We start from the raw sequence: 14,419 nt of genomic DNA, 5'->3' as shown, positions 1-14,419 counted from the left end.
TAGGAGAAGGCAATGATTATTGGCGTACCTCAAGAGGTTAAAAATAATGAGTTCCGGGTTGGATTAACCCCCGGTAATGTCAGTGGACTTTGTAAACAGGGGCATTCTGTTCTGATTCAGAGAGGTGCTGGCGAGCAAATTGGCTTAACGGATGAGTCTTATCGGCTTGCCGGTGCCGGCCTCGTGAATAGTGCAGCAGAAGTGTTTCAAAGGGCGGAGATGATTGTGAAAGTCAAAGAGCCTCAGGCGCAAGAATGTGCCATGTTGCGCGAGGATCAAATTCTGTTTACCTATTTACACTTAGCACCAGATCCAAGGCAGACAAAAGCTTTGTTGCAATCAGGCGCTACCTGTATTGCCTATGAAACAGTGACTGCTATGAATGGCGCCCTCCCTCTATTGGCGCCCATGAGTGAAGTAGCTGGCCGCATGTCTATTCAGGCAGCTGCATCCCATTTAGAAAAGACCAATGGTGGCTTAGGTGTGTTGATGGCAGGTGTTCCTGGTGTATCGCCAGCAAAGATTGTCATTCTGGGTGGTGGAGTGGTGGGCCGTAATGCTTTGCAAATAGCGGTTGGCATGGGGGCTGATGTTTGCATCTTTGATCGTGATATTGATCGCTTACGCCAGATCGATATGTTCTATGGCAATCGAGTGAGAACTTTTTATTCTGACAGTTTACTGATTGAACAAGAGGTATGTGAAGCTGATGTCGTGATTGGAGCGGTTTTGCTACCTGGTGCAGCAGCTCCCAAGTTGGTTACGCATGACATGATTAAAACAATGAAGCCTGGTTCGGTTGTGGTGGATGTTGCCATTGATCAAGGTGGCTGTTTTGAAACATCCAAGCCTACTACGCATGCGGACCCAACCTTCGTGGTGGACGGTGTAATTCATTATTGCGTTGCCAATATGCCCGGAGCAGTTGCAAGAACATCTACCTTTGCTTTAACCAACGCGACTTATCCGTTTGTTGAGGCTTTGGCAAACCGGGGAGTTATGAAAGCGCTCTCAATTGATCATCACTTGCGCAATGGTTTGAGTGTGCACAAAGGGATGCTGACATCTAAACCTGTTGCGATGGCTCAAGGTTTGGACTATGCAATAGCCGAGGAGCTTTTAGTGGCGTAGCCATACATATCCAAATTGAGTGGGTCTAGTGAGGGCTAGGATTTAAACTAGCCCTAATACGCAAAACCTACTGGACCTAGTCATTTATGGATTTTTCAGCCTTAACCCTCTCTGCTGGGGTGGTTGCCCTAGCGGAGATGGGCGATAAAACCCAATTACTTTCATTGATGCTAGCGGCTCGCTATCCCAAGCAGGCGTTAGCGATCATTGCGGGCATCTTTATTGCCACGATTGCTAATCATGCTTGTGCTGCCTTATTGGGTCATTGGCTTACCACCCTAGTGTCACCGGATGTGATGCGTTGGATTTTGGGTTTGAGCTTTTTAGGAATCGGCTTATGGTTACTAGTACCAGATCATATTGATGATGCGGCTGGTTCTAAGGTAGCCGATAGGGCTCTCCAAGTATTTTTACTCACGGTAGGCTTATTCTTTTTGGCTGAGATGGGTGATAAGACGCAAATTGCGACCATTGCCTTAGGCGCCCGTTATGAGGACGTATTCTCCGTAACGGTTGGCACCACATTGGGGATGATGCTGGCAAATGCCCCTGCCGTCTGGATTGGTCAGAAATTCACGAAACGTATGCCCATTAAGTGGGTTCATGCAGTGGCGGCAGTTACTTTTATTGCTATTGGCTTGGCCACCCTAATATGGGCCTGAGATAACGAGACAACCAGTCTGCCAGCCTAGACTTAAAATAGGTTCATGAAAACTGATCTCCCCCAGAGCTTTCGTAGGCTCGAATACCTCCCGCCTGTATACACCTTCGATCACGTCGAGCTCGATATCGCTCTGGATCCAGCGCGAACTGTTGTGAAAAGTCGTATTGAGGTTTTGCCAGGCAAAAGCTTTAAGCCAGGAGCCCCATTGGTTTTAGTTGGGCAAGAACTCGAGTTTGTCAGTTTGCGCATCAATGGTGAAGCGCATCGCCATTTTGAGTTAACACCAGAAACACTGACGATTCATTCGCTGCCAAATGAAGGTAAAGAAAAGTTTGTCGTAGAAATTATTTGCGTTTGCATCCCAGAAAAAAATACTACTCTGATGGGCTTGTATGTTTCTAATGGGAACTTTTTCACTCAATGTGAGGCAGAGGGTTTCAGGAAGATTACTTACTTCTTGGATCGCCCGGATGTGATGGCGCGTTATCGCGTGACATTGCGTGCACGCGAAGCAGAGTGCCCGGTGCTGTTATCCAACGGCAACTTACTAACTACAGAAAAACTACCTAATGGATGGCATAGCGCTACTTGGGAAGACCCATTTCCTAAGCCCTCCTATTTGTTTGCCTTGGTTGCTGGTAAGTTGGAATGTATTGAAGAGACCATCACCACTAGCAGCGGTGCTAAGAAGTTACTGCAGATCTGGGTTGAGCCGCATGACCTCAAGAAGACTCGACATGCCATGGACTCCCTAATAGCCTCTATTCATTGGGATGAAAAGCGTTTTGGATTGGAGTTGGATTTAGAGCGCTTCATGATTGTGGCGGTAAGTGACTTCAATATGGGGGCAATGGAAAACAAGGGTTTGAATATTTTCAATACCAAGTTTGTTCTTGCCCAGCCAGAGACTGCGACAGATGCAGACTTTGCCAATATTGAGAGTGTCGTTGCCCATGAATACTTCCATAACTGGACCGGTAATCGTGTCACTTGTCAGGATTGGTTTCAGCTATCCCTGAAAGAGGGTTTGACAGTATTTAGAGATCAAGAGTTTTCTGCTGATCAAATGGGTAGTGAATCGGGTAGAGCGGTAAAGCGAATTGAAGATGTTCGGTTACTGCGTCAATTACAATTTCCTGAAGATGCGGGCCCGATGGCACATCCGATTCGGCCGGATGAATATCAAGAAATCAATAACTTCTATACCGTCACTGTCTATGAGAAGGGTTCTGAAGTCGTCAGGATGTATCAAACCCTCTTAGGTAAAGAAGGTTTCCGCAAGGGCATGGATTTGTATTTCAAACGCCACGATGGTCAGGCGGTTACCTGCGATGATTTCTTAGCCGCGATGGCAGATGCCAATGGCAAGGATCTGACGCAGTTTAAGAATTGGTATAGCCAGGCAGGCACCCCAAGGGTTCAGGTGCAAGAGTGCTACGACGCCACCAAAAAACAGTACCAACTGACGCTGACGCAAAGTTGCGCGCCTAGTCCAGGCCAGCCTAAGAAGAAGCCTTTCCATATTCCATTGAAGATGCGCTTAATTACCAAGGTAAATGACCAAGCTGAACAGTTATTGGAATTAACGCAAGAGTGTCAAACTTGGACTTTTGAGCATATTGAAGAGCGACCAGTGCTTTCAATCAATCGCAACTTCTCTGCGCCGATTAATTTAGATTTTGAGCAATCCGAGGCAGATCTTCTGACTTTGTTCTCAAGCGATGATGATGCATTTAATCGTTGGGAAGCTGGTCAGAAGTTAGCGATGCAAATGATTCTGAATCATCGTTTGCCGGATGACAAATTGATTGAGGCGTATCGCAATATTTTGCTAGACCCTAACTTGGATCCCGCCTTTAAGGATCTGGCTTTAACGCTGCCTGCAGAGTCTTATTTGTATGAGCAATGCACGAGCGTTGATCCTCAAGAGATATTTTCTGCGCGACGCGCTTTCCGCAGAGAGATTGCCAAACAGTTGCAGCTCGAGTGGGCTGCGTTGTATCAGCAGATGCAAACACCTGGGCCATTTAAGTCTGATGGGGTGGATGCTGGTAAGCGTGCTCTGAAAAATCTAGCAATGAGCATGTTGCTTGAGGCGGCACCAGCAGTGTGGGGCCCAATGGCAGCTAATCAATATCAGATTGCTGACAATATGACTGACCGCTATGCAGCCTTATCCGCATTGGTGGTGCATGGTGCAAAACAAGCTAAAGATTGCTTAATTGATTTTTACAATCGATTTGCTAACGATGCCTTGGTCATCGACAAGTGGTTTGGCTTGCAATCCAGTCGCCCTCCTGTTGACGGCCTTGACTCCACCCTTACTGAGGTGAAGAAACTTCGTGAGCATCCTGCATTCAAGTTAAATAATCCAAACCGAGTTCGCAGCGTGATTCATTCATTCTGCGCTAACAACCCTGCTAGCTTTCATCAGGTGGATGGCAGTGGTTATGAGTTCTGGGTAGATAGCGTATTAGCTCTTGATCCCATTAATCCTCAGGTGGCGGCTCGCCTCGCCAGAGCCCTGGATCGTTGGCGTTTATTTGCCCAGCCGTACCAAGGTCATATGAAAGCAGCTCTAGAGCGTGTTTCTGCATGCCCAACGCTCTCTCCAGATGTGAGGGAAGTGATTGGAAAAGCGCTGGGTAACTAAGAAGTTAATGGAGCTTATTGCCGTACGAAATACCCAATCGAATTGCAAGCTTTTCTAGGCTCTTATCCAGAGTCCAAAGCTGGACATTTTCTGAAAGCAGAGTTGATGTAAGGAGTGACACATCAATTGCCCCACATCCAGATTCTTGAAGTTGATGCTTTTCAATAAACTCCAATATTTCATAAGGGGTGGCTATAGTTGCTTGTCGTAATTTTTTAATATAGCCCAAGGTTTTAGAGCGTGGCGATGGGGGTGATCCGCAGGCTAATTCTATTTGAATTAGGGGATGACACAGTATTTGGTCATTTAGTAGTAGAGCTTCGAAAGATACATTTGACTTTCTAAAGTGAGCTACCCAGACTGATGTGTCAACTAAAACCATGGTCATGATTACTGGCCATCTTTCGGTTTGCGGCGAGGAATAGCCTTCATCTGAGGTGATTTACCACCCAATGCTACCAACCTCTTAGCAACTTGAACTCTTATGAATACGTTAATGGCCTCCCTGAAGAGATCAGCTTTATCCATATCAGGGTCAGCAAGATCCAAACCTCTTTGATATAGATCGTCGTCAATCGTGACAGTAGTTCTCATATATATTCCTCATCATTATTGATGCATTATAACATCTAAAATAACATCAAAATTAGAGTGGTTTAGTGCCCAAATGATCATTTAGATGGGAAATATCAATATTTTCAGGTTGGCATTTGGAACAAGGCAAAATAGACCTTAATTTCATTAGAGCTTTGGAGTAATACCTTTGTCCTCAAGTACCCATATTAATTTCAAGCAATACTTGACCTCCACAAAGCCGGCTGGCGTTGCTATCCCGGCTGGATTGCAAGAGTTGCTGACCGCGGTTGTTAATACCTGCTCAACTCTCAGTCATGAAGTAGCGCAGGGCGCCTTGATTGGCTTGTTGGGTTCCGCAGGCACTGGCAACGTGCAGGGTGAAGTTCAACAAAAGCTCGACATCATTGCTAATGATCTATTAATTGATGGCGTTAAAGGTTGTAAATCGCTCGCAGGTTTAGCTTCAGAAGAAATGGAGCTCCCAGTTCCCGTTCAAGGTACAGGTGATTATCTACTGTTGTTTGATCCACTGGATGGCTCATCTAATATTGATGTGAACGTGTCGATTGGAACTATTTTTTCTGTTCTCAAGAAACAAGACCCGAATGCACCGTTACAGACCTCTGACTTTTTATTGTCAGGACGTCATCAAGTTGCTGCGGGTTATGTAGTGTATGGCCCTCAAACTACGATGGCCTTGACCTTGGGTGATGGTGTGGTGATGTTTACCTTGAATAAGGTGACTGGTGAGTTTTTGCTTATCAAGGATGTGGTCAAGATTTCTCATTCGACTAAAGAGTTTGCAATCAATATGTCCAATATGCGCCACTGGGCTGACCCAGTTCGTCGTTATGTTGAAGAGTGCTTAGCTGGCGTCAGTGGCACCCGTGACAAGGATTTCAATATGCGTTGGATCGCTTCGATGGTGGCGGATGTGCACCGTGTTTTATCTCGTGGCGGGGTGTTTATGTATCCATGGGATCAGCGTGAACCACACAAGCCGGGTAAGTTACGCTTGATGTACGAGGCAAATCCAATGAGTTTTCTAGTAGAGCAAGCGGGTGGTGCCTCTACCAATGGCACGGATCTCATTATGGATTTGCAGCCAATTGACTTGCATGAGCGTGTTTCTGTAATGCTGGGCTCTAAAGAAGAGATTGATCGCATCATGCACTATCACGCATAAGTAATCTCACTTCATAATAAAAAACCCAATCGATTGATTGGGTTTTTTATTGGCAGAAGTAGTTATTAAGGTCTTACCTGCTGCTTAAGATAGGCAAGAGACTCTTCCACTTGATCAATCAGAATTAAGCAGATATCGCCAGCGGCAAGATCGTTAAGTGCGGTATCAATCGCTTTAAATTCACCATGAATCTCTTTGACTTGTTTGGCCTTTGTGGCGCCCACTAAGCCTTCTTGCAATAGCTTTAATACTTCACCATCTTCACGACCACGCTGGCAGGCATCTTGATAAAGAATGACGTTGTCAAATGAGTTGCCCAAGATACGAGTTAGATCACGGATATCTTCGTCACGTCGATCACCGGCACCACTAATGACCACGTGGCTCTTCTTGGGTTTCATGGCCTCAACTGCGCTAGTAAGGGCGCGCATAGCATCGGGGTTGTGACCATAGTCAGCAATGACGGTGGCGCCATTGTGTTGGAATTGATTAAACCGCCCCGGCACGGAATTCGGATCGCTTTCGAAGCTATGTAAACCGCGAGCAATCTTTTCTGCATCAAGACCAAGGGCCCAGGCTGCGCCAATCGCAGCCATGGCATTTTCAATTTGGAAGCCTAGTACGCCATTTTGGGTCAGGGGAATTTCGCTAATGGGGAAGCGATACATCACACGTGATCCCTTGGACGCAACAATATAGGTGCCGTCAAAATAAATAACTTTTTTATTCTTGGCGCGATGAGCGGCAATAACTGGGTGATGTTGATTTTGGGCAAAGAAAATCACTCGACCAGAACACTTGTCACCCATCTTCACAACCATTGGGTCTGCCGCATTGAGCACTGCGGCACCAGTTGGGGCAACGTTTTGCACAATTACGCGCTTGAGAATGGCTAAATCCTCAACGCTGGTAATGTAATTAAGGCCCAAGTGATCACCTTCGCCAATATTGGTTACAACCGCAACTTCGCAGCGATCAAAGCCAAGACCTTCGCGGAGCATTCCACCACGAGCAGTTTCAAGTACAGCCGCATCAACATCTGGATGCATCAGGACATTTCTGGCACTCTTAGGCCCGCTGCAATCGCCGGTATCGATAAGGCGATGATTGATGTAAACACCATCAGTTCCTGTCATACCAACACGTAGGCCAGTTTCATTTAATAAATGAGAAATCAAGCGAACGGTAGTGGTTTTACCGTTTGTACCGGTAACCGCTACCACTGGAATGCGGCCATCTTCACCTAGTGGGAACATCATATTGATGATGTCTTCGCCAACAGGACGTCCTTTGCCATACGAAGGCTTGAGATGCATACGTAAACCAGGCGCAGCATTGACTTCAACAATACCGCCACCTTGTTGTTCCAATGGCTTGTAGATATTTTCGCAAAGGATGTCTACACCAGCAATATCAAGTCCAATCATCTGGGCGGCCGCGACTGCGCTCGCTGCTACATCCGGGTGTACATCATCGGTAACATCAGTAGCGGTTCCGCCTGTACTGAGATTGGCATTATTGCGGAGCAGAACGCGTTCGCCAGTCTTGGGCACGTATTGTGGGGTAAGACCAGAGCTTGCAAGATGCGCCATGGCAATGTCATCAAAGCGAATTTTGGTTAATGCTGTTGCATGACCATCACCACGCAATGGATTTTTATTCTCGATTTCAACAAGTTCGGCAACGGTGTGACTGCCATCACCAACTACTTGTGCTGGCTCACGCCGAGCAGCGGCCGAGAGGCGGTTGCCAACGACGAGTAGGCGATAGTCTGCACCAGGAAGATAGCGCTCAACAATCGTTTCACGGCCAAAGGCTTGAGTGACAACAAAGCCAGCGCGCACTTCTTCTTCAGTTTGAATGTTGGCAACAACGCCTTTGCCTTGATTGCCATCTTTCGGCTTTAAAACAATCGGACCACCAATTTTTTGAGCGGCACGCCAAGCATCATCAGCGGTGGTAACTACTTCGCCAATAGGAACTGACACGCCAGCAGCGGCAAGTAAGTTCTTGGTGAGTTCTTTATCTTGGGCAATCGCTTCAGCAATTGCGCTGGTATCGCTAGTCTCTGCAGCTTGAATACGTTTTTGTTTGCTGCCCCAACCAAATTGCACCATGCTGCCTTCAGTCATGCGGCGGTAGGGGATGTTACGTTGTACTGCGGCATCAACAATGGATCCAGTACTTGGTCCAAGGCGAACGTCTTCGTAAAGAGCTTCTAACTCTGAGAGGGCAGCAGCGAGATCAAATGGCGCATCGTTGAGTGTTGCTTGAATCAAAGCAAAACCAAAGTCGAAAGCCATGCGACCCACGACTTCTTCGGTGTATTCCACTACCACTTGATAAACACCAACATCGACTGTTTGCACTGTGCGACTAAAGGTAACGGGGCAACCCGCTTGAGCTTGAAGACCAAGCGCTGCATGCTCAAGAGCATGGGCTAAAGAAAGCACTTCATTGTGGCCACCGCGACGCATGCTCCCTAGCTGAGGAAAGCGCTCGCGAATCTTGGTTTCAAATTGAGGGATAGAGTCGATTGAGCGTTCAGACTCATCACAAGAAACAATCGCTTCTAAGGCGGTGTGGCGGCTCCATAAATTTGGGCCGCGCAACATGCGAATACGGGTAATTTCCAATTAAGCCCCTGTAGCAGTAGTGGCGTCAGGCACGAATGTTTCTGCGCCTGCTTCGATAACGTTAAATGGAATTTCCAGAGCCCAGGCTGCTGCTATAGCTGCACCTAAATTCATGGTTTTCCAAGGAGTAGAGTGGTTGGCTTCTGAGTGATGCGGCACAGGAATAGATTTCTGATCCAGCATTCCAGACTTCAAGGTAATTTGCTGTTTACCAATGACAACGGCACGACCACCGTTTGTTAAGTGGGCTTTGACAATCTCAGAGTCCGAATTCTCAGTAAAGAAAATCACCTGACCATCACAAAGCTCGGCCATTTGCACGCACATTAGGTCATCGGCATTGAGTACGGCAACGCCTGTTGGAAGAACGACATCAACTTGAGTACGAACGACACTAAAGACTTGATCTTCATCGTAAATAGCGTACTGCGGGAAGTTGGCTGTTGGATCGACATTGAGAACTACGCCAACTTGGCAACGATCGTAAGCTAAGCCTTCAATCAACATTGACAAATGATTGTTCTCAATCACCACCGCTTCTACTGCACGATTCAGAAGAGTGCGTCGGGCATTTTCCCAATTCGATGCATTGGAATTGGGAATGGCGCGGTTGCCGAAAAACAATCCTTTACTGCAAGACAGTCCAACATACACATTAGTTAAGCGTAAGAAATGGGCAATCATTTCGGCGACAGGGGTTTTGCCTCGTTCACCACAGACGCCAACTACTGGAATGCGGAAATCCACTCCAGGCGGGAAGAGGTGATTTGCTATCTCTTTGCCAACGGGTTGTGGTTTGCCGCTGGCAGGCTTTAGATGCATCAGCAGGCCAGGACCAGCATTGACTTCAACAATGGCAGCGTTTTGATCTGCCAATGGTTTGCTAATGTCCTGAGCCACTAAATCAACGCCAGCAATTTCAAGACCAACGACACGAGCAGCTAAGGCTACTTGACTGGCAACATCAGGATGAATTGAATCAGTGACGTCAAATGCCACGTTGCCGTTGCTCTGAATGAGTACTTTGTGATCTATTGCAGGAACACTATCACCCTTTAATTGTTGACGTGCCAGCTCGAGCTCTACTGCAGAATCTATGCGCACAGGATTAAGAGGATGTTCTTCCGCAGTGCCGCGACGGGGATCAGAATTAATCTGTATTTGAATGAGCTCATGAACGGTATGTTTGCCATCACCAGTGACCCATACGGTTTCACCTTTTGCCGCAGCAACTACTTTGTTGCCTACAACTAGTAAGCGATGCTCATCACCAACAATATGACGCTCAACCAATACTTCGCTACCTTCATCAATCGCAACAGCGTAAGCGGCTTCAATTTCTTGTTGGGTATAGAGATTGATAAATACACCGCGGCCATGATTGCCATCGATCGGCTTAACCACTACAGGTAAGCCAATATCTTGCGCCGCTTCCCAGGCATCATCAGGGCTGGTAACAGTTCTGCCCTCAGGCGTTGGAACTCCAGCGCTACGTAGCAAGCTCTTAGTTAAATCTTTATCGCGAGAAATGGTTTCAGCTATTGCGCTTGTTTGATCGGTCTCTGCTGTCCAGATGCGGCGTTGTTTAGCACCGTAACCCAGTTGAACCAGGTTGCCTTCAGATAAACGAATTGATGGAATGCCGCGCTCTTCAGCTGCATTCACAATGCATGCTGTACTTGGACCCAGCAAAAGATCATCGCCAAGATCACGTAAATTTTCGATGATGGTTTGCACCAGAGCAACGCAGTCAGCATTGTCTTGCGCTATGGCCAAATAAAGATCACGCGCATATTTGAGGGCGGTGAGTGTGACCTCCTCATTGATTGCGCTAACCATCACTTTGTAAACACCGCGCCTATCGCCGTCACGTGCTTTACCAAAGCCGCCAGGTATGCCGGCTAAATTTTGTAGTTCAAGCGTGAGGTGCTCCATAATATGTGCAGGCCATGTGCCTTCTTCAACGCGTTTCAGGAAGCCGCCGGTTTCACCATAACTACAGCGATGTTCAACGAGACTTGGAAGGGCTTTTACTAGGCGGTCATAAAAGCCGGGAATCAGGTTAGAGGGGTAGTCCTCTAAATCGCCAATATCGAGCCAAACCTCAATTACGGGATGGTAAGTCCACATATTGGGACCACGGAGATGCTTAACGCTCAGAATCTCGATGGATTTATCTAGTAATTGGGGCATATGCAGTGTTGCGATGGTCGGCGCCAGCTTTTGGCGTTGACGCGTCAGACAGTCTCTCTGTTTCTAATAGTTATTTGAAAAACTCACAAAATTGGCAAAAATTCATAAAAGGGCCTACTTAGACAATTTAACGGCTTTTGACCCTCTAAAGTTGACAGGAGCAATAAATCTAAAAATTTCAGCTCCACTATACTTTTAAGGTCAATGAAGCCACAAATCCTACCTTTTGCCCCTGTGCTACCTAGCTATTGGCTGGCTATTTTGGAGGCTGAAACTTCCCCGATAAAGAGCCCCGAAGCCCTGCTAGCGTGGGTTGAGCTCGATTTAGGCGCCGATTTACGCTTTGAAAAAAGCCTGCTTTTGCTCAACGAACAAGGTCTATTTTGGATGGACGGCAAGGTATTTCACTCCTGGAAGTTGGAGAAAAACACCCATTTAATCCACGGTGATCATGCTGGAGTAGGGCATCTACGCCTAGAAACCCCCGATAAATTGCTGAGTTCCTGGAATTTCACCTTGGCGGTTAATCCCCAAGTGCTTCGCTTCCAGTCCAGTTTTAAGCAATTAACTCGTGGTGAAGAAGTTAGCAATGGTGAGGTCAGCGAGTATGACAAGCAAGTTTGCCCAGTTTGCTTAAGTCCTAAGCCCGCGAATTCGGATTCTTGTCCGACTTGTGATCCTGAGGACGATGCACCGCCATCTACTTGGACGCTATTTAAACTCTGGCGTTTTGCACGGCCCTACAAGAAACAATTGTTGCTGGGATTTGTATTGACCCTGCTATCTACGGGTGCGACTTTAATTCCGCCTTACCTCACTATGCCATTAATGGATCATGTGTTGATTCCATATGAGCGCGGCAATCCTATTGATTTTCATTTGGCCAGCATGTATCTGTTGGCATTGTTTGGCGCTGCAATTGTTGCTTGGGGTCTGGGTTGGTGGAAGACCTATTTACTTGCATTGGTGAGTGAGCGCATTGGTGCTGATTTACGCAATACTACTTTCGAGCACCTACTCAAACTTTCGCTGGAATACTTTGGCGGCAAGAGAACTGGTGACTTGATTGCCCGCATTGGCGCTGAGACCGATCGTATTTGCGTTTTCCTCTCCTTATACGCGCTGGACTTTGCTACCGATGTGTTGATGATCACCATGACCGCGGCCATCCTGGTATCCATTGATCCTTTGCTGGCCTTAGTTACCTTGGCACCATTACCATTCATTGTTTGGATGATTCATATAGTGCGCGATCGTTTGCGTTTTGGTTTTGAAAAGATTGATCGCATCTGGTCTGAAGTAACTAATATTTTGGCGGACACTATTCCAGGCATTCGGGTAGTCAAAGCCTTTGCCCAAGAGGATCGCGAGCTGAAGCGCTTCGTGGATTCTAATAAACATAATCTACAAATCAATGATCGCGTGAATCGCGTATGGGGATTATTTTCTCCTACGGTAACCTTGCTAACTGAAACCGGTCTACTAGTGGTGTGGGGTTTTGGTATCTGGCAAGTTGCGCACCAGAAAATTTCTGTTGGTGTTTTGATTGCTTTCTTGGCCTATATCGGACGTTTTTATATTCGTTTAGATTCTATGAGTCGGATTGTTTCGCATACACAAAAAGCCGCTGCTGGCGCTAAACGTATTTTTGATATTTTGGATCACGTCTCTAGCGTTCCTGAGCCTATCAATCCAGCGCCTTTGGGTGAAGTCAAAGGCCGCATCTCCCTGCGTGGCGTAGGCTTCCGTTACGGTAATCGTGCTGTTTCTAAAGGCGTTGACTTGGATATTGCTCCCGGAGAAATGATTGGCCTAGTAGGTCATAGTGGTTCCGGTAAGAGCACTTTGGTGAACCTGATCTGCCGCTTCTATGACGTGAGCGCAGGATCGATTTCCTTGGATGGTCGTGATATTCGCAGTATCAGAATTGCTGACTATCGCAAGCGTATTGGTTTGGTATTGCAAGAACCATTTTTATTCTTTGGCACGATTGCAGAGAATATTGCTTACGGTAAACCAGATGCAACTCGCGAAGAAATTATTGAGGCAGCACGCGCCGCTCATGCCCATGAATTTATTCTTCGCCTTCCTTTAGGTTATGACTCCTTAGTAGGGGAGCGCGGTCAATCACTTTCTGGTGGCGAACGTCAGCGCATATCCATTGCTCGTGCATTGCTGATTAATCCAAGTATTTTGATCCTAGATGAAGCAACATCCTCGGTTGATACCACTACTGAAAAAGAAATCCAGCGCGCTTTGGATAACTTGGTTAAGGGCCGCACTACTATTGCCATCGCTCACCGTCTCTCTACTTTAAGAAAAGCGGACCGCTTGGTGGTTTTAGATAAAGGCGAGATTGTTGAAATAGGCTCTCACGATCAATTGATGGAATCTCAGGGCGCTTATTACACCTTGTATCAAGCTCAATTACGTCATGCTGCGGAGCTCGTTGAAGGCGGTGCTATTGGTGAAAGCCTGGAAGAAGAGCAAGAAGAAAAGCTAGAAGAGGTTGCTAAGCAAGTTGGGGGTGGGGTATGAGTACGACTCATCAGCTAGAACGTGATGCGCTAGGACGTCTAGTCTTTATCGACAGTGAAGGTGAGCGACACATTGGCGTTCATCCTGTCAGAGCTTTTCCAATTACCGCGCCTGCTGCGGGTATTGGCATCATGAATCAATCTGGAAAAGAGCTTTGTTGGTTCCCGGATGTCACCGCTATTTCTGAAGCAGAACTTGGATTGATCGAGGAAGAACTGGCTGAGCGCGAGTTCATGCCAGTCATTGAGAAGATCGCTAAGGTTTCTACGTTCGCCACTCCTAGTATTTGGGATATCGAAACGGATCGAGGTCCAACACGAATTCGCCTCAAGGGTGAGGAAGATATTCGTCGAATTGCTGGCAATACATTGCTTATTGCCGATTCCAACGGACTGCAATTTCTCATCAAAGACTCTACGCAATTGGATAAAGTTAGTAAAAAGCTGCTAGATCGCTTCCGCTAAAAAGGATTTGCCACGCCAATCCCAGTTCGGCAGGTGTCACTGGGGCATTCCCCCTAAATTGAGATAATTCCCTACAAAAACAGAGACTTACTACACTTTTTCCTGTTTTTTTGGCCTGTTGCACCGCAATAGTATTAGGGTTATAATCTAGGTACTAACCCTTAAGGAGATTCAAATGACTGTTTTATTGAATATGATTAACCAGCTTTTTTCTGAAAGCAAACCAAGCCAAGACAAGCCTGCTCGTCACTATGATTTTGACGGCGCTTACCGCGGCATGTAATTTAAAAAATTACAGCATTTCAAAAGCCACCTTCGGGTGGCTTTTTTGCTTTCTGTCGTCACTCGTCTGTAGATCCGCACATCTATTGATTTGCC

General features: G+C 46.7%; 9 protein-coding genes and 1 pseudogene. 6 read left to right on the top strand and 4 right to left on the bottom strand.

Features of this window, described 5'->3' with window-relative positions; translation table 11 throughout:
- The first annotated feature begins 12 nt into the window (after positions 1-12).
- From ald to pepN, 3 genes are all read left to right on the top strand, one after another.
- Positions 13-1,131, top strand: coding sequence for an alanine dehydrogenase (ald, locus tag C2755_RS06900; protein ID WP_215320327.1), 1,119 nt, complete (start codon positions 13-15; stop codon positions 1,129-1,131).
- An 86-nt stretch (positions 1,132-1,217) separates the two neighbouring features.
- Positions 1,218-1,793, top strand: a complete 576-nt coding sequence (locus C2755_RS06895) for a TMEM165/GDT1 family protein (RefSeq protein ID WP_072583759.1) — start codon at positions 1,218-1,220, stop codon at positions 1,791-1,793.
- 45 nt (positions 1,794-1,838) lie between these two features.
- The gene (gene pepN / locus C2755_RS06890; protein ID WP_215320324.1) at positions 1,839-4,448 is read left to right on the top strand and encodes an aminopeptidase N; all 2,610 of its coding nucleotides are present in this window, start codon (positions 1,839-1,841) and stop codon (positions 4,446-4,448) included.
- Positions 4,449-4,452: 4 nt separating this feature from the next.
- Here the strand turns inward: pepN and C2755_RS06885 are convergent, their stop codons facing one another.
- A complete protein-coding gene (locus C2755_RS06885) occupies positions 4,453-4,836 on the bottom strand; it encodes a type II toxin-antitoxin system VapC family toxin (RefSeq protein ID WP_215320322.1) in 384 nt (127 codons plus the stop codon).
- A gap of 2 nt (positions 4,837-4,838) precedes the next feature.
- Positions 4,839-5,042, bottom strand: a complete 204-nt coding sequence (locus C2755_RS06880) for a type II toxin-antitoxin system VapB family antitoxin (protein WP_215320319.1) — start codon at positions 5,040-5,042, stop codon at positions 4,839-4,841.
- A gap of 169 nt (positions 5,043-5,211) precedes the next feature.
- Here C2755_RS06880 and C2755_RS06875 point away from each other — a divergent pair, with 169 nt between their 5' ends.
- Entirely contained in the window at positions 5,212-6,210 is a 999-nt protein-coding gene (locus tag C2755_RS06875; RefSeq protein WP_371816836.1) for a class 1 fructose-bisphosphatase, read from the top strand.
- A gap of 65 nt (positions 6,211-6,275) precedes the next feature.
- Here the strand turns inward: C2755_RS06875 and cphA (C2755_RS06870) are convergent, their stop codons facing one another.
- Both cphA (C2755_RS06870) and cphA (C2755_RS06865) read right to left on the bottom strand, forming a co-directional pair.
- On the bottom strand, positions 6,276-8,846 hold the full coding sequence (cphA, locus tag C2755_RS06870) for a cyanophycin synthetase (RefSeq protein ID WP_215320316.1): 2,571 nt from the start codon (positions 8,844-8,846) through the stop codon (positions 6,276-6,278).
- A 12-nt stretch (positions 8,847-8,858) separates the two neighbouring features.
- Positions 8,859-11,039, bottom strand: a pseudogene (gene cphA, locus C2755_RS06865) (cyanophycin synthetase); the annotation flags it as partial.
- A gap of 204 nt (positions 11,040-11,243) precedes the next feature.
- Between cphA (C2755_RS06865) and C2755_RS06860 the strand changes: the two are divergent.
- Entirely contained in the window at positions 11,244-13,577 is a 2,334-nt protein-coding gene (locus tag C2755_RS06860) for an ABC transporter ATP-binding protein (protein WP_215320312.1), read from the top strand.
- Positions 13,574-14,041: a DUF1854 domain-containing protein gene (locus tag C2755_RS06855; protein ID WP_215320310.1), complete on the top strand. Its 468-nt coding sequence runs from the start codon at positions 13,574-13,576 to the stop codon at positions 14,039-14,041. The genes C2755_RS06860 and C2755_RS06855 overlap by 4 nt, the downstream gene beginning before the upstream one ends.
- Positions 14,042-14,419: the final 378 nt, after the last annotated feature.

This window comes from Polynucleobacter sp. MWH-S4W17, from assembly GCF_018687535.1.
Taxonomy (GTDB): Bacteria; Pseudomonadota; Gammaproteobacteria; order Burkholderiales; family Burkholderiaceae; genus Polynucleobacter.
Note: the sequence above shows the minus strand (reverse complement) of the source record. Positions and strands in the feature narration are given on the sequence as shown.

Coding starts and splice junctions, on each gene's coding strand:
- C2755_RS06855 (WP_215320310.1), top strand. CDS start 13,574: ATGAGTACGACTCATCAGCTAGAACGTGATGCGCTAGGACGTCTAGTC.
- C2755_RS06860 (WP_215320312.1), top strand. CDS start 11,244: ATGAAGCCACAAATCCTACCTTTTGCCCCTGTGCTACCTAGCTATTGG.
- C2755_RS06880 (WP_215320319.1), bottom strand. CDS start 5,042: ATGAGAACTACTGTCACGATTGACGACGATCTATATCAAAGAGGTTTG.
- C2755_RS06895 (WP_072583759.1), top strand. CDS start 1,218: ATGGATTTTTCAGCCTTAACCCTCTCTGCTGGGGTGGTTGCCCTAGCG.
- pepN (WP_215320324.1), top strand. CDS start 1,839: ATGAAAACTGATCTCCCCCAGAGCTTTCGTAGGCTCGAATACCTCCCG.
- C2755_RS06885 (WP_215320322.1), bottom strand. CDS start 4,836: ATGACCATGGTTTTAGTTGACACATCAGTCTGGGTAGCTCACTTTAGA.
- ald (WP_215320327.1), top strand. CDS start 13: ATGATTATTGGCGTACCTCAAGAGGTTAAAAATAATGAGTTCCGGGTT.